Here is an 18,274-nt window from a genome sequence, read left to right on the forward strand (position 1 = left end):
TCCGCTTTTCCCTCAGGACGCTTTTCGATATAAGCCGCCCATGAATTCGACACATCCATATTCCCAAAGCGCCACGCAGGACGCGGAGCAGCCTGACGGCGAGGGCGGTCCGGTTTTCTGCGGCGCTGAGCATCCGCTCTTTGCCAATGCGCCGGACAGCGTGAATTTCCGCAAGCTGCGCAAGCGGCTGGTGCGCGAAGTGCGTCAGACGCTGGCAGATTACGGGATGGTGCGCGAGGGCGCGAAGTGGCTTGTCTGCCTGTCGGGCGGCAAGGACAGCTACGCGCTGCTTGCGGTGCTCAGCGACCTGAAATGGCGCGGGCTCCTGCCGGTGGAACTGGTCGCCTGCAATCTGGATCAGGCGCAACCTGGCTTTCCGGCCCATGTGCTGCCGGACTTCCTAGAGCGCCATGGTATTAAACATGTGATCGAACGGCGGGACACCTATTCCATCGTGACGGAGAAGGTGGCGGCGGGACAGACCTATTGTTCGTTGTGTTCAAGGCTGAGGCGCGGGCATCTTTACAGGATCGCGCGCGAGCAGGGATGCGAGGCGGTTGTGCTGGGGCATCACCGCGAGGACATCGTGGAAACCTTCCTGCTGAACTTTTTTCATGGCGGGCGGATGGCGGCCATGCCGCCGAAGCTTCTCAACGAGGACGGCGATCTGACCGTGTTGCGCCCGATGGCAGCCTGTGCGGAAAAGGATCTGGCCCGGCTTTCCTCCGCCTTGCGTTTTCCGATCATTCCTTGCGATCTTTGCGGTTCGCAGGACGGGCTTCAGCGGCAGAAAATCAAGGACATGATGGCGGGGTGGGAGCAGGAGCAGCCCGGACGCACGCAGATCATGTTCCGCGCGCTTGCCAATGCGCGGCCGAGCCATTTGCTGGATCGACAGCTTTATGATTTCGCTTCTCTTGCGCCGGGGGACGCCCGCGGGACGGCAGGCGCGGATGGGGACTGCGGAGCGGCGCTCTCCATGATCTCGCGTTTGCTGCCCTGAAGGCGCCACGAGACCGGCTTCGGGCTGCAACAGAGCGGCTTGCGCGAAACCCTAATGCTTGTGGGTGGTCTCGGGCAGGGCTGCCATCTGAAGGCCCTCATCGCCACCGACCAGAAGATCCTTCACGAGAATGGTCAGGCTTCCGCGCGTGTCGGTCTTGCTGGCGGTGAGGCCGCCAAAGCCCGAGCAGACCTGCTCATCGGAAGTCGTCGTGATCGGCGTGTAGACGATCAGCTTGGCGCATTCGACGCGGCGCATCTCCGCCTCGCCCGATTGAGCGAAGGCGTAGAGCACGAAGGCCAGCAGGCAGGTTGTCGCTGCAGCAATGTGTTTCATGTTCGAGTTCCCCCGAAGCCCCCTGCGCCTCATGCAGAAAGGTCCGTCTCAATAGGCGTGGTCGTTTGAGGTTGCACGATAGGTGTGCCCTTGCCAAACCCCGATGCGCCGGATGCGTTCCGTCATCATGGCGAAACTTCGACGAGACTGTGCCATCCCAAGCTTGCACGAAGCCTGAAACCGCCGTTCATCCTGCATTCAGGGATGACGGCATTCGATGCAGGCGGCAAGTCCATCCTGGTCGGACACAGTCGTCACGATCGGATCCTTCCCATGCGTACGATGGCGGAATTCCGCCAATAAGGCTGCGCAAAAACAGAATTCTGCGCACCAATCTCAGCGCCTAAAGCCGGACCGGGATTTTTCGGTCAAGCTTAACGCAAGGTTAATTTTTGGCTGTCTCCAGCACAATCCGGGGGAATGCGTGAGCGGTGACACGGATGCAGGTGCGCAGCTGTTCCGGGTGCGATCACATTTGCGTCACTGTTTCGCCCAACCGTCGGAACGGTCCCGAAAAACGAGAAAAGGCCGCTCCAGAAGGACCGGCCTTTCAAATCATCGTCGGCTTTTCGAATCAACCGTGAGGCGCGCATTTGCGGCGCTACTCGGCGACTGCGCCTGTCGCGATACCCTTGTCGGCGAAGACCTGCTGAAGCTCTTTCGCCTGGAACATCTCGCGCACGATATCGCAGCCGCCCACGAATTCTCCCTTCACATAGAGCTGAGGGATTGTCGGCCAGCTGGAAAAGTCCTTGATGCCCTGACGAAGGTCAGCGTCCTCAAGTACGTTGATGCCTTTGTAGGTCACCCCGAGATAATCGAGGATCTGCACGACCTGGCCCGAAAACCCGCATTGCGGGAAAGTCGGAGTACCCTTCATGAAGAGCACGACGTCGTTGGTCTTCACTTCGTTTGCGATCCAGTCCTGGATTCCGCTCATGTCCGAAAGTCCTTAAGTTCTGCCGACTTCAAGGGCCGGTGAAACGCCGGAAACTGGTTAGCTTGTCCGAACGCCTGATACTGTCATGTGACTGCTTGCCCCGTCAAAAGCGCGGCAAGCAGCCGGTGTTCTCTATTCCGGGGCCGATGTCTGAAGGGCGAGGGCGTGTAGCTGGCCGCCCATGTTGCCCTGCAGGGCCTGGTAGACGAGCTGATGCTGCTGGACACGTGTCTTGCCGCGGAAGCTCTCGGAGATCACGGTCGCCGCATAATGTTCCCCGTCACCGGCAAGATCGCGGATCTCGATCTTTGCATCGGGGAGCGCCGTCCTGATCATCGATTCGATTTCGCGTGCGTCCATCGCCATCGGCATCTGTCTCCTGGATTTCCATTGCGGTTTTTGGTCCGCAAGCTCTTGGTCGTTCTTTCCGGGTCAACCCGGTTCGCCATCCATGAAAACCGGGAACCAATTCTCATGGGCTTTGGTCATGTTTGCAACGGATATGGAGAGGACACCGGCGACTGTCAAATCATTGCCGCCCACCGTGCCGAGGCGCGTGAAGGCAATTCCGGCGGACTGCGCCGCGCTTTCGACCCGCTCAAGCTCTCCTTCCGGCAGGGTGACGACGTAGCGAGCCTGATCCTCGCCGAAGAGCTGGGCATGGACGGGGCCTGCTGTCTCATCAAGGCTGACGCTCGCGCCCTTCTGGCCGGAAATCGCCATCTCCGCCAGGGCCACGCCAAGGCCGCCGGAGGAGATGTCGTGGCAGGCAGTGAAGGTGCCGGAACGGATGAGGGGGCGCACGAAATCGCCGGTCTTGCGCTCAAGCGCCAGATCCACCTGCGGGGCGGGGCCCGAGACTTCGCCCAGCACATCGCGCTGGTAGACGCTCTGGCCCAGATGTGAGCCCGCCGCGCCAATCAGCGCCACGACATCGCCGTCATTGGCGAAGGCGGCTCCGACGCGCTGGGACACATCCGGCAGAAGGCCGACGCCGCCGATCGCGGGGGTCGGCAGGATCGCCTCGCCGAAGGTCTCGTTGTAGAGCGAGACATTGCCGGAGACGATGGGGAAGTCGAGCGCGGAGCAGGCTTCGCCGATGCCGCGGATACAGGCCACGAGCTGGCCCATGATCTCCGGCTTTTCCGGGTTGCCGAAATTCAGGTTGTCGGTGGAGGCAAGCGGCTCGGCGCCCACAGCGGTCAGGTTGCGCCAGCATTCCGCCACCGCCTGACGGCCGCCCTGCACGGGATCGGCCTTGCAGTAGCGTGGGGTCACGTCCACGGCGAAGGCGAGGCCTTTGGTGGTCGCGTTGCCCTGTGAGTCATCGACACGGATCACGCCCGCATCGCCACCCGGTGTCGCCAGCGAATTGCCCTGCACCAGCGTGTCATACTGTTCGTAGACCCAGCGGCGCGAGGAGCCATTGGGCGAGCCCAGAAGCGCCAGCAGCGCCTCGCCGCAATCGGCGGGGGCGGCGACATCGTCTGCGGCAAGCGGGCCGGGAACGGTCGGCTCGATCCACGGACGGTCATATTCGGGAGCTTCGTCGCCCAGTTCCTTGATCGGCAGATCCGCGACGACCTCACCCTGATGCTTGACGATGAAACGCAGCGTGTCGGTGGTCTTGCCGACGACGGCGAAGTCCAGACCCCACTTGCGGAAGATCGCCTCGGCCTCGGCCTCCTTTTCGGGAGACAGAACCATGAGCATGCGCTCCTGGCTTTCCGAAAGCATCATCTCGTAGGCGGTCATGCGCTCTTCGCGCACGGGAACGCGGTCGAGATCGAGCTCGATGCCGAGATCGCCCTTTGCGCCCATTTCAACGGCCGAGCAGGTGAGGCCCGCCGCGCCCATGTCCTGAATGGCGATAACCGCGCCCGATGCCATCAGCTCAAGGCAGGCCTCCAGCAGGCATTTCTCGGTAAAGGGGTCGCCGACCTGAACGGTCGGGCGCTTTTCCTCGATGGTCTCATCGAATTCGGCAGACGCCATGGTCGCGCCGCCGACCCCGTCGCGACCCGTCTTGGCGCCCAGATAGACGACCGGCAGGCCCACGCCCTTGGCTTCCGACAGGAAGATCTTGTCCGCATCGGCAAGGCCGGCTGCGAAGGCATTGACGAGGCAGTTGCCGTTATAGGCGGCGTCGAACTCGACCTCGCCGCCGACCGTCGGCACACCGAAGGAATTGCCATAGCCGCCGACACCGGCGACGACACCGGAGACCAGGTGACGGGTGCGGGCATGATCGGGCGCGCCGAAGCGCAGCGCGTTCATCGCGGCCACGGGGCGCGCGCCCATGGTGAAGACATCGCGCAGAATGCCGCCGACGCCGGTCGCCGCCCCCTGATAGGGCTCGATGTAGGAGGGGTGGTTGTGGCTTTCCATCTTGAAGACGATGGTCTGCCCGTCGCCGATATCGACCACGCCCGCATTCTCGCCCGGCCCCTGAATGACGCGCGGGCCCTTGGTGGGGAGCGTTTTCAGCCACTTCTTGGAGGACTTGTACGAGCAGTGCTCGTTCCACATGGCGGAAAAGATGCCGAGTTCGGTGAAGGTCGGCTCGCGGCCGATCAGCTCCAGAATGCGGTCATATTCATCCGGCTTCAGGCCGTGAGCGGCGATGAGGTCCGGGGTGATGGCGATGTCGTTGGGAATCATGGCGTCCGGGAAGTTTTGGGGCTGCATGTCGGGCCGAGCATTGGCCTGCCAAATAGCAGATTGCTTCGCCATTGGGGAGAGGGAAGCAGGCGCACCGCGCAAGAGAAAGCGGGAGTGATGGCAATTGTGACACGTTCCGTAGCTGAAAGTGTGGAAACCGTGCCGTAATGAACGGTGCGTGACGCGCTTTCAGGCAGCCGACGCAGCACCCCGGTGGCGTGGGGCTGGCCGGCGAAGGGATATGATCCTCTCTGCGCAAACGGTGCGGAAGATGTCTCGCGGCATGAGGGGCGATTGTTCTCTATTTTTCGTGTTCGAAAAAAAATCTCTGCCAGATTATGATGTTAAATAAATATTTAAATCATTATTTCTACAATGTTCCTGCGCGCGAACGTAACGAAAATGCGCGCAAGAGCCCGCGCACACGCACGAAAAGAAAGCGAACGCGCAGAAGGAGCCATGTGGATGTTTAAGAGAACGCCTGACTCACGCAGTGTGACCGACAGCCGGTTTCAATCACAAGTTGTTTCGACGTCGGAAGACGCCGAGGGATCACACGCGTTGCTTGCGGAGGTCTTGAGCGACCTCGCGGAAGGCCAAATGCGCGAGGATCTGGACGGTCTGGCCCCGGACGTTGCGCAAGCCGTTCGCGAGCTTGCCAGGCGCATCGGTGCACGTGATGAAAGGAGCCTGTCCCAGACGGTCGAGTTCTCCATCCAGGCCAGTGAGGCGATGGCCGCCACGGCGCGGATCACCGGCGAGATCCGCGAGACGGATCTGCGCGCGCAGAACATGGCGGCGGCGGTGGAGGAGCTGACGGCCTCCATCGACCAGATTGCCGAGACCGCAAAGAGCGCCGCCCTTTCCATGGAAGACGTTTCCAGGGGAATGACAAACGGTGCCGAGGCCACACGAAGCACCGCGGAGGCGAGCCGGCAAATCGGCGCGTCCTTCGAGCGCATGACGACAACCGCCGATCATCTGGCGCAGGCGGCTGAACAGATCGGGACCTTCGTTGCGACGATTGATGGCCTGTCACGCCAGACCAATCTGCTTGCGCTCAACGCGACGATCGAGGCGGCGCGGGCCGGAGTGGCCGGTCGCGGGTTCGCCGTTGTCGCCTCGGAGGTGAAGGTGCTGTCCGGCGAAACGCAGAAGGCGACGGACGACATCCGCTCCAGGATCGAGCGGTTGAGCGATCATGTTCACGAGATGCTGGAAACCGTGCATGAGGTGCAGGACCTGGTGCAGGGCAGCGTCGACAAGTCGGAAGAGGCGGCGGACCAGATCTCGCATATGCTGGACGATGTCGCGCTGAACGGCGAGCGGATGAACGAGATTTCCAACGTGCTGGCCCAGCAGGCCGAGGCCGTGCAGGAGGTGTCGGCCGGTGCGCAGTCGATCGCGGAGCATTCGGGCACCGCGGCAGAACTGTCGCGTGATGTCATCGATTTTGTTGGGCGTTCGGAGCGGATTGTCGCCGAGCAGTTCAAGGACCTGGAGACACGCGACGTTCCCAATTTCATCCTTCATCGCGCCAAGGCCGACCATCTCATGTGGAAGAAGCGCCTCGCGGAGATGTTGGTGGGCCTCCAGTCGTTGAGTGGCGCGGAATTGTCCGACCATCACCAGTGTCGTCTGGGGGCGTGGTACGACCGCACCGATGACGTTCGCATCACAAGTCATCCGGCCTATCGTGCCTTGTTGCCCGTGCACGAGAGTGTGCACGCCTGCGCGCGCGAGGCCGTGGAGAGGCATGGGTGTGGCGATAGCGAGGGGGCGCTGGAAGCGATGGAGAAGATGGGGCACGCCTCGACAGAGGTTCTGCGCCATCTCGACACCCTGATCGGAGTGCGGCACGAGCTGCTCCGTCAGGCCAGTGCCTGATCCGGAGGCTTTCAGGCGCATCAAAGGTACGCAGTCGCAAAGGCTGTCGGCCGCATGATGCTGCCGCCGCCGGGACGGCGGTCACACAAAAAAACCGGCGCAGATGCCTTTGCGCCGGTTCTCCTTTTCAGCCTTGCGAATAGTCCCTTGAGCCTCAACTCTCGCGCAGCGGAAGGGCGACCGTGTCCTTGACCGTGGAGACCACGATGCGCGACTGCACGTCGGAGACCAGCGTGTTGTCGAGCAATTTCAGACGCAGAAAATCGTCATAGGTCTTGATGTCGTCGGTCACCACCTTGATCAGGTAGTCCACCGCGCCGGTGATACGTTCGCATGTGACAACCTCGGGCCAATGGTTCACCAGCCGGTCGAACTCCTCCATGTTGTCGCGGCTGGGAAGCGCGAGCTTGACGAAGGCGTAGGAGACGAAGTTCAGGCCGACGGCCTCCCGGTCGACCACGGCGGCAATCTGGCGGATGACGCCGCTGTCCTTAAGCTTCTTTATGCGACGCCAGCACGGGGTCTGGCTCATCCCGGCCTCACGGGCGATATCGGCAATGGATTGCGAGGCATCGCGCTGGAGAATCTGCAATACGCGGATGTCTGATGGATCGAGTAGCTTTTTTTCGCTCATGCCCTAAATGTCGAAACCGTCTTTCTGTTTGAAGGTGTTAGAAGGTCAGAATAGCACAGAAATTTTTGGTCTGAAGGACTATTCTTTACCGAGTATTCGCTGATTTCGAGGGCGTGCGCAGCTGGGACGGAGAAGGCTGCCCCTTCGGAATGCTCGGGAGGGATGTTTGATGAATGCCATTGTTGGGCCTGTGGGCCTTGACGACAAATATACCGCGTCCAGTGGCCGGGCTTACATGACCGGTATTCAGGCGCTGGTGCGTATCGCGCTCGATCGCGGGCGGCTGGATCGCGCCAACGGGCTTGATACCGGTGGGTTCATTTCCGGTTATCGCGGATCTCCGCTGGCCGGTTATGATACCGAGCTTGCACGCGCGGCGCGGTTTCTCACCGAATATGACGTCCATTTCCAGCCTGGCGTGAACGAGGAACTGGGCGCGACCGCCGTCTGGGGCTCGCAGAAGGTTGGTCTGCACGGCCAGGGCTCCACCAAGGATGGCGTCTTCGGCATCTGGTATGGCAAGGCGCCGGGCGTCGACCGGGCTGGCGATGCGTTGAGGCAGGCGAGCGCCTCCGGGACGGACCCCAATGGCGGTGTGTTGGCGCTGGCCGGTGACGACCATCTGGCCAAGTCTTCCATCATTCCCGCGCAGAGCGAATTCTTTTTCCAGCATGCGGAAATCCCGGTGCTCAATCCGGCCGATATCCAGGATGTTCTGGACTATGGTCTGCACGGGCTGGAAATGTCGCGCCATTGCGGGTTGTGGACGGCGATGATCTGCCTCGCCGACACGATGGACGCCTCGGGCATCGTCCGTGTCGATGACACGCGGCTGCGCTTCGTGCGTCCGCCTTTGCTGGATGGGCATGATCTCGGCGACCGCACCAAGCCGCTTCTTTTGAAATACCGCCTTGAGATCGAGCGCGTAATGCGCGATGCGCGTGTTCCCGCGGCTCAAGCCTATGTGCGTGCGAACGGGCTGGAAGGCATTCGCTTCGGCGCGGAATATCCGCGCATCGGGCTTGTCGCCACCGGCAAGGCCTATCGCGATCTGCGTCAGGCGCTCCAGCTTCTCGGCATCGACGAGGCGCGCGCCAAGGCGATGGGGGTTGCGATCTACAAGGTTGCGATGCCCTGGCCGCTGGAGCCGGTGGGGCTTTCCTCCTTCGCCCGTGGCATCGATCGGCTGCTGGTGGTGGAGCACAAGCGCGCCTTCATGGAGCCGCAGATCAAGGATCTCTTCTACAATTGGCCGGTGGATCGCCGTCCGCCGGTATGGGGCAAGCAGACACCGGACGGAAATCCGTTCCTGCCGGATGTGCTGGAGCTTTCCGCTGCCGACCTAGTGGTCGCGCTCAACGCCTTCCTGCCGCAGGACCACATCACCGAGGAAATGCGCGCGGTGGCCGAGCGGATGGCCCATCAGGCGCAATGGGCGGCCAGCCATGCCGAAGGCGGCGTGCGCACGGCCTATTTCTGCTCCGGTTGCCCGCATTCCACCTCAACCAAGGTGCCGGACGGCGCGCGCGCCCTGCCGGGCATTGGTTGTCACGCCATGACGGAGATCAACGAGCGCACCACGGACGGTCAGATCGCCATGGGGGGCGAGGGGGTGCCGTGGATCGGTCAGATGCCTTTCGCCAGGGACAAGCATGTCTTCGCCAATCTGGGCGACGGCACCTATTTCCATTCCGGGATTCTGGCGATCCGACAGTCGGTCGCCGCGAAGTCGTCGATCACCTACAAGATCCTGTTCAACGATGCGGTGGCGATGACCGGCGGTCAGACCCATGACGGCCCGCTCGATGTGCCGACATTGACGCGCCAGCTTGCCGCCGAAGGTGTGGGCAAGATCGTGCTCGTATCCGAGCGGCCGGAGCTTTATGCAGGCCGCAGCGATCTGGCGCCGGGTGTTCCCGTCCATGAGCGCGACGAGCTGATGCAGGTGCAGGAGGAGCTGGCCGCCTATCCGGGCGTGAGCGCGATGATCTACGATCAGACCTGCGCGGCAGAAAAGCGCCGCCGCCGCAAGAAGGGCCTTTATGAGGACCCGGACAAGCGCCTCTTCATCAATGAGCGGGTTTGCGAAGGCTGCGGCGATTGCTCGGTCCAGTCCAACTGTCTGTCTGTGGAGCCGATCGAGACCGATTTCGGCCAGAAGCGCCGGATCAACCAGTCGAGCTGCAACAAGGACTTCTCCTGCGTGAAGGGCTATTGCCCGTCCTTCGTGTGGGTGGAGGGGGCCGAGCTGAAAAAGAGCGACGGCGGCAGCGTCGATCTCGATGCGCTGGTGGCTGAACTGCCTGTGGTGAAGCCCGCCACGCTCACCGGCACACACAACACGTTGATCGCGGGTATTGGCGGCATGGGCGTGACGACGGTTTCCGCCGTCCTTGCCATGGCGGGCCATGTGGATGGGATCAACGCCTCCACGCTCGACATGACGGGCCTTGCCCAGAAGGGCGGGCCGGTGACCTCGCATGTGCGGTTCTCTCCCGCCTCCATGCCGGTGGAGGGGCCGCGTATTCCCACCGCGGCGCTCGATGTGCTGCTGGCCTCCGATATGGTGGTCTCCTGCGGCTCCGACGTGTTGACCATGATGAAGTCCGGCCATAGCCGCACCTTCGCCAACTCGCATGTCGCGCCGACGGCGGAATTCGTCATGAAGCAGACGCTCTCCTTCGACGAAGCGCGGATGATGGGGACGCTGAAGAAGGCGTCCGGCGAAGTGATGGCGCGCGATGTCGCGGGCATTGCGGAGAAACTCCTGGGCGATGCGATCTTCACCAACATGATGCTGATCGGCATGGCCTGGCAGTCGGGCGCGCTGCCGCTTTCCTGCGCGGCGATCGACACGGCCATCCGTCTCAACGGGGCGGCTGTGTCGCAGAACCTTCGCGCCTTCCAGGCGGGCCGGGTGCTGGCGCATGATCCGCAGGCGCTGCTCGCCGGGCTCACGATGGAAAAGGCTCCAGAGCCGAGGGGGCTGGAAAGCCGCATCGCGTTTCTCACCGACGAGCTTTCGCGTTATCAGGATGATGCCTATGCCCAGCGGTTTGCCGATCTGGTCGCGAAGGTGAAGGAAGTGGACGAGGCGCGCGGTGTGGGCGCGATGCGCCTCACGCGCACGGTTGCCGACAATCTCTACAAGGTCATGGCGATCAAGGACGAATATGAGGTGGCGCGCCTTTACGCGGAGCCGGAATTCCGGGCGAAGCTGGAGGCGACCTTCGCCAACCCGAAGGCGGTGAAGGTGATGCTGGCCCCGCCGCTTTTTGCCAGGACCGATCCGGCAACAGGCCGTCTGAAGAAGCGGGCCTATGGGCCGTGGGTCTTCAAGGCGTTCGGCCTGTTGGCAGCGGTGAAGAGCCTGCGCGGCACGGCGTTCGATATCTTCGCCAGGAACCGCGAGCGCAAGGCGGAGTTTGCTCTGCGCGATCAGTATATGGCCGATGTCGAGAAGATCGTGCGCCGCATCGCCGACGCCAATTACGGGCTGCTGGTTGAACTGGCCCGCGTTCCGGATCAGATCCGCGGTTATGGCGTCCTGCGCGAGGAGGCAATGGCGAAGGCGGCGGAACGCCGGGAGATGTTCCTCAAGCGCCTCGATGGCGATGATCCGCTTGTCCAGGGCGACGGCCCGCGTACGGCCTTTCTGGAGGCGGCCGAATAAGAGCGCGCCAGGCCTCGCGCGCAAGCGATGAAACGAAAACGCCGTCCGGCCATCGGGCGGCGTTTTTCATGTCCGCTGTGGTTCGGTTTTATGCTTCAAGCGTCGCCAAACCGGCTTTGCCACGTCGGTACACGGTCGGCCTCGCTGGATTCGGCCTCATAGACGCCGCGGGCGATGGCGCGGGCGAGTGTGGAGGCTGCGGCTGCGCCCAGCATCACGAGCTCCGCCGGGCTTTCGAGCTGGCGGTGACCGGTGGACAAGGCGAAGACGAGGTCGCCATCAAAGGGCGTGTGGGCGGGCCATATGGCGCGGGCCATGCCATCATGGGCCATCACGGCGAGCCTTTTGGCCTCCGATTTGGTGAGGGTCACGTCCGTTGCGATGACGGCAATGGTGGTGTTCGCGCCCGATTTCAGCGTGTCGGCCTTGGTGCGCACGGCCATGGCATCGCCAGGCAGGGGATGGGGCAGGCCGAGCGCACCGAATTCCGCGTCCTGCTCGAAGGGGGCGGCCCAGAAATGGGGGCCGTCGCCGATGGTCACGCGGCCAAGCGCATTGACGGCGACGAGCGCGCCGATGGTCGCGCCATTGGCGAGAATGGTGGAGGCGGAGCCAAGGCCGCCTTTGAGGTTCGCGGTGGTCGCACCCGTGCCGGCGCCGATCGTGCCGAGCGCGAAGTCATGGGCAGCCGTCTCGCAGGCCGCGCGGCCAAGATCGCGATAGGGCGCGCTGGCATTCCATTGCGCATCGGGCTCGGTTTCCATGGCAGAGCCGTTCAGGAGATCGAACAGGATGGCTGCGGGAACGATCGGCACACGCACGGGCCCGACCGCATAGCCGCGCCCCAGTTCGGCCAGCCGCGACTGCACGCCCGCCGCCGCATCGAGCCCGAAGGCGGAGCCGCCCGACAGGACCAGCGCATCCACGTGGCTGACCGTTTGTTCCGGTTCCAGAAGCGCGATTTCACGGGTGCCCGGCGCGCCGCCATGAATGGCGACAGAGGCCACGGCAGGAACTTCCGGCAGCACCACGCTGACACCGGATTTCAGGCGCGGATCGGAGGCGTTGCCGACCAGAAGGCCTCTCACATCGGTGATCAGATTGCGCGGGCCAGGCCACATGGCGGGGGCTCCGGCTGAAGGTCCTGCGGGCGTGCTCATGTCTGTCTGCCTTTGCGGAATTCCTGCGGAGACATTCCAGTCTGGGTGCGGAAGAACCGCGAAAAGTGTGCCGGATCGGCAAAGACGAGGTCGTAGGCAATCCGGGAAATGGGCTTTTCGGTGAAGAGGAGCTGCCGCTTGGCTTCCACGACGAGCCTCTGACGCAACAGATGGCCAACCGTAACCCCGGTGATCCGCTTGCAATGCTCGTTCAGCCGCTCCGCTGTCATGCCGAGGCGGTCGGAATATTCCGTGATCTTGCGCATTTCGCGGAAATTATCCTCGATCAGATCGCGCAAGGCGGTGATCGTTTCGTCCATGAAGGAGGAGGCGCTGACTTGTTCGTGCGGATCGGATGACCTTGCGCGGGCCACTTCCACGATGAGCAGGCTGAGCCGGGCGTGCAGGGCAAGCTGGTGGCCGTCGCGCGCCAGGGTCAGTTCGTCGGCAAGGGCGTCCACATGTTCGCAGATGGCGTCGAACGCTGCGCCGCGCGACAGCAGCAGCACGGGATCGGCGAACATGAGTGCAAGGCGCTCACGCAGTGGGGGGGAGGCGTCGCCGCTGGCGGTGATCACGTCACCGGAGAAGGTCACGATATGCCCGTCGATCGACTTCTCGAACTCAAAGCCATGGGCGACGGTGGCCGGCATGCACAAAACGGCAGGACCACGAAAGGCGGTTTCGCGATCCTCGATGCGGAGGGTGCCGTTGCCCGAACGGATGACGAGAATGTGGCTCAGATGACGGTGACTGTGCAGCGCAATCGTCCAGCCGTGGCGCACGGAGCGCGAGGCGAGCGTCTCGACATGAATGAAGTCGAAGGCGGAATCGTCGGGGGCCTCGCCGAAGAGGTGGAATTGCGGGATCGCCTGAATCTGCGTCATGCGCCAAGTCTAGTCGATATCCTGACGAAACGGTATCGGCTTTGGCTGATCGCGCCGTGCCCGCAGAGGGGCGGCCGCAAGCCGCGGTGCGGCGTCAGATGCTGACATAGCCTCGGTTTCGATACGCCAGGGCAAGCGTATCGTCGTTGCCGCTTGCAACCGCTTCCACTTCACCAAAGAACACCCTGTGGGTTGCCATGTCGATGGCGTGGGTGAGGCGACAATCGAAGGCTGCGAGGGCTGTCTTCAGCACAGGTGCGCCGGTGGCGAGTTCCGCCCATTCTCCCAGTGCGAACCGGTCGTCGATGGAAAGCTGGCCACGGCCGGCAAAGGCATCGGCAATGTCCTGCTGGCTGCCGGTGAGCGTGTTGATGCAGAACGTCTTCGCGCTCTCGAAATGGGGAAAGCTGCGGCTGGAGCGATTGACGCAGAAGAGCATTGTCGGCGGGTCGTCGGACACGGAGGCTGCCGCTGTGACGGTTACGCCGAAACGGCCTTCGGATCCGATGGTCGTCACCAGATGAACCTGTTGCGAGAGCAGGCTCATCGCCTGACGAAAGTCGTTCGGGTTCACGCTGGACAAGGCCGTCCCTCTCACGTCGCGTTCAGACATCTCATTCCTTCTTTCGGCCACACGAGCCTCGTCTCAGGATCCGTCCCGAGCAGATACAGGTAGCGCATACACTGTTCCCGTCCATGGCGGGAAGGGCAAGACCGAAAACTTCTTAGCCCGTGACGCGAGATGCGATGCGTCTTCGCGGGAGGTCGCGTTGGGCCGGAGCTGACGTAGCGGGGAAAAGGGTTTGCAGGTCTGCGGCCAAAAAAATAGGGGAGGGGAAAAATATTTCGACTTGGGAGGAAATTCGAAAAGTCTTTCTTTTCATTGGTCAGGTGCCTGAGCGGAATTGTCTGTGCGGCTAGGTCTTGCTAAGAATTTGACAATTATGAAAAGTCGCCGCCGCCCAAAGCGGTTGAGACGACTTCACCATCTTCCGCGGGGGTTAGCTGAGAGAAATGGAATATTTCCTTCAACAGCTGATCAATGGCGTAACGCTCGGGTCCATCTACGGGCTCATCGCCATTGGTTATACTATGGTCTATGGCATCATTGGCATGATCAACTTTGCCCATGGTGACATCTTTATGGTTGGCGCCTTCCTGGCGATGATCATGGTCGTCGCCTTCGGCGTGACTGCGACCATGCCGCTTGCCTTGCTCATTCTCGTGTTGCTCGGCATCCTTGTCGTCGCCATGGCGCTGACATCGGTCTGGGGCTGGACGGTCGAACGGCTTGCCTACAGGCCCTTGCGCGGATCGTTCCGGCTTGCGCCGCTGATCACGGCGATCGGCATGTCGATCACCTTGCAGAATTTCGTCCAGCTCAGCCAGGGCGCGCGCAACAAGCCGGTCGAGCCGCTGATCTCAGGCGGTTTTCCCCTGATGACCGGGGGCGGCGAGGACAGCTTCGGCGTCCAGATCTCCTATCTACAGATCTTGATCATCGTCCTGACCACCGTCTTGATGATCGGCTTCACGATGCTGATCAACAAGACCTCGCTGGGGCGTGCGCAAAGGGCATGCGAGCAGGATCGCAAGATGGCGTCGCTGATCGGCGTCAACGTGGACCGCACCATCTCGCTGACCTTCGTCATGGGCGCGGCGCTTGCCGCCGTGGCCGGTCTGATGTTCCTGCTCTATTACGGCGTGATCGACTTCTACATCGGCTTCCTCGCCGGCGTGAAGGCGTTCACCGCTGCGGTTCTGGGCGGGATCGGCTCGCTGCCGGGCGCGATGCTCGGCGGTCTGCTGATCGGGCTCATCGAGACGTTCTGGTCGGGTTATTTCTCGGTCGAATACAAGGACGTCGCCGCTTTCTCCATCCTCGCCATCGTGCTGATCTTCCTGCCGGAAGGCCTGCTCGGAAAGCCGGAAGTGGAGAAGGTCTGAGGCCATGTCCGACAACGTAACCGAAAGCCGCATCAGGGCGTCCGTCAAGGATTCCGGCATTGCGGCGCTCATCACCGCTGCCCTCGCTTTCATGCTGGTGGGCATGCACACCCAGATCACCATTGGTGGTCTGGAAATCGACTACCGCTGGGCATTGGTCGGCATCGCGATCGCCGTCGTGTTCTTCGGACGGCTGCTGCTCAACATGTATGTGTGGCGGGTGCAGGAACCGCGCACGCCGATGTTCCGCATGAGCCTGCTGGGGCTGTCGATCATCGGCGCTGGTGTCGTCTTCTATCTCAGCGACGGGTTCCTGGGGACCTTCAGCGGCGTCTCGCCCATGGCGGCGGCGTCCGAAAACCGCTGGTTGTGGATCGCTGTCATTCTGCTGCTGGCCGCGGCCGCGGCGATCATCACCCCGATCCTGTTCTCCATGGCTGGCAAGTCTCGCGGTGGTGGCGGAAAGACTGTCGGCGCGGCGCTGGAACCTCTGGGCAAATGGAGCGCCGTTCTGCTCGGCGCGCTGGCCTTTGCCATTCCCTTCATCCTGATTGCCTGGCTCGGATCGCGCGGGTCGCGTCAGTATCTCGATCTGGCGATCCTGGTTCTCACCTACATCATGCTGGGATGGGGGCTGAACATCGTTGTGGGGCTCGCCGGTCTGCTCGATCTGGGCTACGTCGCATTCTATGCGGTGGGGGCCTATTCGTTTGCGCTGCTGTCGCAATATTTCGGGCTCGGTTTCTGGATCTGCTTGCCGCTGGCGGGCATGCTGGCCGCCTGCTGGGGCATGGTGCTGGGCTATCCGGTGCTCCGATTAAGGGGCGACTATCTCGCCATCGTGACACTGGCCTTTGGCGAGATCATCCGTGTTGTCCTGCTGAACTGGTATGAGTTCACAGGCGGCCCGAACGGCATTTCCGGCATTCCGCGGCCGACGCTTTTCGGCATCGAGTTCGATCGTGGCGATGACGGTTTCGCAGCCCTGTTCGGGCTCAGCTATTCCTCGATCCACCGGATCATCTTCCTCTACTACGTGATCCTGATCCTGGCGCTGATCACCAATTTCGTGACCATGCGGCTGCGCCGCCTGCCGGTGGGGCGGGCCTGGGAAGCCTTGCGCGAGGATGAGATCGCCTGCCGCTCGCTCGGCATCAACACCACCAACACCAAGCTCTCGGCCTTCGCCACGGGCGCGATGTTCGGTGGTCTTGCCGGGTCCTTCTTCGCAACGCGTCAGGGCTTCATCTCGCCCGAAAGCTTCACCTTCATGGAAAGCGCCGTGATCCTGGCCATCGTGGTGCTCGGCGGGCTTGGCTCGCAGATCGGCGTCGTCATTGCCGCGGTGGTGATGATCGGCGGCTTCGAGTTCTTCCGTGATCTTCAGGAATACCGAATGCTGGTCTTCGGCCTCCTCATGGTGATCATCATGGTGTGGAAGCCCCGGGGCCTGATCTCGACCCGCAAACCCACGATCGGACTTGTGTCGAGGAAGGGCATATCGGCCGACATGGTGCAGGAGGGGCACGGATGAGGCGCTGGAAGAACAATCCCGTATTGACGGTCGAGCATCTGACCATGCGCTTCGGCGGTCTGGTGGCGATCGACGATCTGTCTTTCGATGTGGGGCGTGGGGATATCACCGCCCTGATCGGGCCGAACGGCGCGGGCAAGACCACGGTCTTCAACTGCGTCACCGGCTTCTACAAGCCAACGGAAGGGCGGATCACGGTCCGTCATTCCGACGGGGCGTCGCATCTTCTTGAGCGGATGCCGGACTTTCAGATCTCGCGCGATGCGAAAGTGGCGCGCACATTCCAGAACATCCGCCTGTTCGGCGGCATGACCGTTCTGGAAAACCTGATGGTGGCCCAGCACAACCCGCTCATGATCGCCTCCGGGCTGTCGTTTGCGGGGCTGCTCGGGCTCGGCACCTTCCGGCGGGCGGAGAAAGACGCGGTCGACAAGGCGCGATACTGGCTGGAGAAGGTCGACCTCGTTCCGCGCGCCGATGATCCGGCAGCGGATCTGCCCTATGGCGATCAGCGTCGGCTGGAGATCGCACGTGCCATGTGCACCAATCCGCAGGTGCTGTGTCTCGACGAGCCGGCCGCCGGCCTCAATCCGCGCGAGAGCGCGGAGCTCAATGATTTGCTCATGTATATCCGCAACGAGCACGACACCTCGGTGGTGCTGATCGAGCATGACATGTCGGTGGTGATGGAGATCTCCGACCACGTGATCGTGCTGGATTACGGCGAGAAGATCGCCGATGGCACGCCGGAAGAAGTGCGCAACGACCCCAAGGTCATCGCGGCCTATCTGGGCGTGGCGGACGAGGAAGTGGAGCTGGTCGAAGAGGAGGTGGGGCTGTGAGCGAGGCAAACGCAGCAGCGGCGGTGGCCGCGGCGGTTCCCGCCGGGGAGCCGCTTCTCAAGGTGTCCGGCGTCAAGACGTATTACGGCAAGATCGTCGCGCTTCGCGGCGTGGACATGGAAGTCCATCAGGGTGAGATCGTCACGTTGATCGGCGCAAACGGGGCGGGCAAGTCGACCCTCATGATGACGATCTGCGGCTCGCCGCAGGCGCGTGAGGGATCGGTGACCTTCGAGGGGCAGGACATCACCACGATGCCGACCCACGAGATCACCCGGCTTTCCATCGCCCAGTCGCCGGAAGGACGGCGGATCTTCCCGCGCATGTCGGTGATGGAAAACCTCCAGATGGGGGCGTCGGTCACGGACATGACCCATTTCGATGAGGATCTGAGGCGGGTCTTCGACCTGTTTCCGATCCTGTCGAAGCGAAAAGGGCAGCGTGGCGGCACGCTTTCGGGCGGTGAGCAGCAGATGCTCGCCATTGCCCGCGCGCTCATGAGCCGTCCGAAGCTGCTTTTGCTGGACGAGCCGTCGCTGGGACTGGCGCCGCTCGTGGTGAAGCAGATCTTCGAGATCATTCATGAACTCAACGCCAATGAGGGGCTGACCGTCTTTCTTGTCGAGCAGAACGCCTATCATGCACTCAAGCTCGCCCATCGCGGCTACGTGATGGTCAATGGCCTGATCACCATGTCGGGCACGGGCCGGGAGCTTCTGGCGCGCGATGACGTCAAGGCAGCCTATCTCGAAGGCGGCGCACATTAGGGA

At 62.4% G+C, this 18,274-nt stretch carries 15 protein-coding genes; 7 read left to right on the top strand and 8 right to left on the bottom strand.

Translation table 11 applies throughout. The features are described from left to right. The first annotated feature begins 40 nt into the window (after positions 1-40). On the top strand, positions 41-1,003 hold the full coding sequence (ttcA, locus tag ABGM93_RS01075; RefSeq protein ID WP_321502664.1) for a tRNA 2-thiocytidine(32) synthetase TtcA: 963 nt from the start codon (positions 41-43) through the stop codon (positions 1,001-1,003). Positions 1,004-1,054: 51 nt separating this feature from the next. On the opposite strand, the gene ABGM93_RS01080 is transcribed toward ttcA, so the two are convergent. The 4 genes from ABGM93_RS01080 to purL form a co-directional block, all read right to left on the bottom strand. Further along, positions 1,055-1,339, bottom strand: coding sequence for a hypothetical protein (locus ABGM93_RS01080; protein WP_319773040.1), 285 nt, complete (start codon positions 1,337-1,339; stop codon positions 1,055-1,057). A 601-nt stretch (positions 1,340-1,940) separates the two neighbouring features. Next, entirely contained in the window at positions 1,941-2,279 is a 339-nt protein-coding gene (grxD, locus tag ABGM93_RS01085; RefSeq protein ID WP_319773041.1) for a Grx4 family monothiol glutaredoxin, read from the bottom strand. A 132-nt stretch (positions 2,280-2,411) separates the two neighbouring features. Beyond that, positions 2,412-2,645, bottom strand: a complete 234-nt coding sequence (locus ABGM93_RS01090) for a BolA family transcriptional regulator (protein ID WP_319773042.1) — start codon at positions 2,643-2,645, stop codon at positions 2,412-2,414. 66 nt (positions 2,646-2,711) lie between these two features. Further along, positions 2,712-4,940 (bottom strand): phosphoribosylformylglycinamidine synthase subunit PurL, encoded by a 2,229-nt coding sequence (gene purL / locus ABGM93_RS01095; protein WP_321502667.1) that lies wholly within the window; start codon positions 4,938-4,940, stop codon positions 2,712-2,714. 600 nt (positions 4,941-5,540) lie between these two features. On the opposite strand from purL, the gene ABGM93_RS01100 reads away from it, so the two are divergent. Then, entirely contained in the window at positions 5,541-6,827 is a 1,287-nt protein-coding gene (locus ABGM93_RS01100; RefSeq protein ID WP_321502669.1) for a methyl-accepting chemotaxis protein, read from the top strand. Positions 6,828-6,981: 154 nt separating this feature from the next. On the opposite strand, the gene ABGM93_RS01105 is transcribed toward ABGM93_RS01100, so the two are convergent. Further along, on the bottom strand, positions 6,982-7,461 hold the full coding sequence (locus ABGM93_RS01105) for an Lrp/AsnC family transcriptional regulator (RefSeq protein ID WP_321502671.1): 480 nt from the start codon (positions 7,459-7,461) through the stop codon (positions 6,982-6,984). 169 nt (positions 7,462-7,630) lie between these two features. On the opposite strand from ABGM93_RS01105, the gene ABGM93_RS01110 reads away from it, so the two are divergent. Then, on the top strand, positions 7,631-11,134 hold the full coding sequence (locus ABGM93_RS01110) for an indolepyruvate ferredoxin oxidoreductase family protein (RefSeq protein ID WP_321502673.1): 3,504 nt from the start codon (positions 7,631-7,633) through the stop codon (positions 11,132-11,134). Positions 11,135-11,229: 95 nt separating this feature from the next. Here the strand turns inward: ABGM93_RS01110 and ABGM93_RS01115 are convergent, their stop codons facing one another. The 3 genes from ABGM93_RS01115 to ABGM93_RS01125 all read right to left on the bottom strand — a co-directional run bounded on the left by ABGM93_RS01115 (position 11,230) and on the right by ABGM93_RS01125 (position 13,794). Continuing rightward, positions 11,230-12,255 carry a P1 family peptidase gene (locus ABGM93_RS01115; RefSeq protein ID WP_321505687.1) on the bottom strand — a complete coding sequence of 342 codons (1,026 nt, stop codon included), beginning with the start codon at positions 12,253-12,255 and terminating at the stop codon, positions 11,230-11,232. A gap of 35 nt (positions 12,256-12,290) precedes the next feature. Then, entirely contained in the window at positions 12,291-13,181 is an 891-nt protein-coding gene (locus ABGM93_RS01120) for a helix-turn-helix domain-containing protein (protein WP_321502675.1), read from the bottom strand. A gap of 94 nt (positions 13,182-13,275) precedes the next feature. After that, complete coding sequence (locus ABGM93_RS01125) at positions 13,276-13,794, bottom strand: flavin reductase family protein (RefSeq protein WP_321502678.1); 519 nt, start codon at positions 13,792-13,794, stop codon at positions 13,276-13,278. 401 nt (positions 13,795-14,195) lie between these two features. Between ABGM93_RS01125 and ABGM93_RS01130 the strand changes: the two genes are divergently transcribed. From ABGM93_RS01130 to ABGM93_RS01145, 4 genes are read left to right on the top strand one after another with little or no spacing between them, the layout of a single operon-like run. After that, a complete protein-coding gene (locus tag ABGM93_RS01130; RefSeq protein ID WP_321502680.1) occupies positions 14,196-15,128 on the top strand; it encodes a branched-chain amino acid ABC transporter permease LivH in 933 nt (310 codons plus the stop codon). 4 nt (positions 15,129-15,132) lie between these two features. After that, positions 15,133-16,662, top strand: a complete 1,530-nt coding sequence (gene livM, locus ABGM93_RS01135; protein WP_321502681.1) for a high-affinity branched-chain amino acid ABC transporter permease LivM — start codon at positions 15,133-15,135, stop codon at positions 16,660-16,662. Beyond that, a complete protein-coding gene (locus ABGM93_RS01140; RefSeq protein ID WP_321502682.1) occupies positions 16,659-17,504 on the top strand; it encodes an ABC transporter ATP-binding protein in 846 nt (281 codons plus the stop codon). The genes livM and ABGM93_RS01140 overlap by 4 nt, the downstream gene beginning before the upstream one ends. Then, positions 17,501-18,271, top strand: coding sequence for an ABC transporter ATP-binding protein (locus ABGM93_RS01145; RefSeq protein WP_321502684.1), 771 nt, complete (start codon positions 17,501-17,503; stop codon positions 18,269-18,271). Before ABGM93_RS01140 ends, ABGM93_RS01145 begins: the two co-directional genes overlap by 4 nt. Positions 18,272-18,274 lie beyond the last annotated feature (3 nt).

This window comes from Breoghania sp., assembly GCF_963674635.1.
Classification (GTDB): Bacteria; Pseudomonadota; Alphaproteobacteria; order Rhizobiales; family Stappiaceae; genus Breoghania.

Excerpts from the sequence above, each read along its gene's own strand:
- ABGM93_RS01110 (WP_321502673.1), top strand. The coding sequence starts at position 7,631 with ATGAATGCCATTGTTGGGCCTGTGGGCCTTGACGACAAATATACCGCG.
- ttcA (WP_321502664.1), top strand. The coding sequence starts at position 41 with ATGAATTCGACACATCCATATTCCCAAAGCGCCACGCAGGACGCGGAG.
- ABGM93_RS01100 (WP_321502669.1), top strand. The coding sequence starts at position 5,541 with ATGCGCGAGGATCTGGACGGTCTGGCCCCGGACGTTGCGCAAGCCGTT.
- livM (WP_321502681.1), top strand. The coding sequence starts at position 15,133 with ATGTCCGACAACGTAACCGAAAGCCGCATCAGGGCGTCCGTCAAGGAT.
- ABGM93_RS01080 (WP_319773040.1), bottom strand. The coding sequence starts at position 1,339 with ATGAAACACATTGCTGCAGCGACAACCTGCCTGCTGGCCTTCGTGCTC.
- ABGM93_RS01130 (WP_321502680.1), top strand. The coding sequence starts at position 14,196 with ATGGAATATTTCCTTCAACAGCTGATCAATGGCGTAACGCTCGGGTCC.
- ABGM93_RS01120 (WP_321502675.1), bottom strand. The coding sequence starts at position 13,181 with ATGACGCAGATTCAGGCGATCCCGCAATTCCACCTCTTCGGCGAGGCC.
- ABGM93_RS01115 (WP_321505687.1), bottom strand. The coding sequence starts at position 12,255 with ATGTGGCCTGGCCCGCGCAATCTGATCACCGATGTGAGAGGCCTTCTG.
- ABGM93_RS01090 (WP_319773042.1), bottom strand. The coding sequence starts at position 2,645 with ATGGCGATGGACGCACGCGAAATCGAATCGATGATCAGGACGGCGCTC.
- purL (WP_321502667.1), bottom strand. The coding sequence starts at position 4,940 with ATGATTCCCAACGACATCGCCATCACCCCGGACCTCATCGCCGCTCAC.
- ABGM93_RS01125 (WP_321502678.1), bottom strand. The coding sequence starts at position 13,794 with ATGTCTGAACGCGACGTGAGAGGGACGGCCTTGTCCAGCGTGAACCCG.
- ABGM93_RS01140 (WP_321502682.1), top strand. The coding sequence starts at position 16,659 with ATGAGGCGCTGGAAGAACAATCCCGTATTGACGGTCGAGCATCTGACC.
- ABGM93_RS01105 (WP_321502671.1), bottom strand. The coding sequence starts at position 7,461 with ATGAGCGAAAAAAAGCTACTCGATCCATCAGACATCCGCGTATTGCAG.
- grxD (WP_319773041.1), bottom strand. The coding sequence starts at position 2,279 with ATGAGCGGAATCCAGGACTGGATCGCAAACGAAGTGAAGACCAACGAC.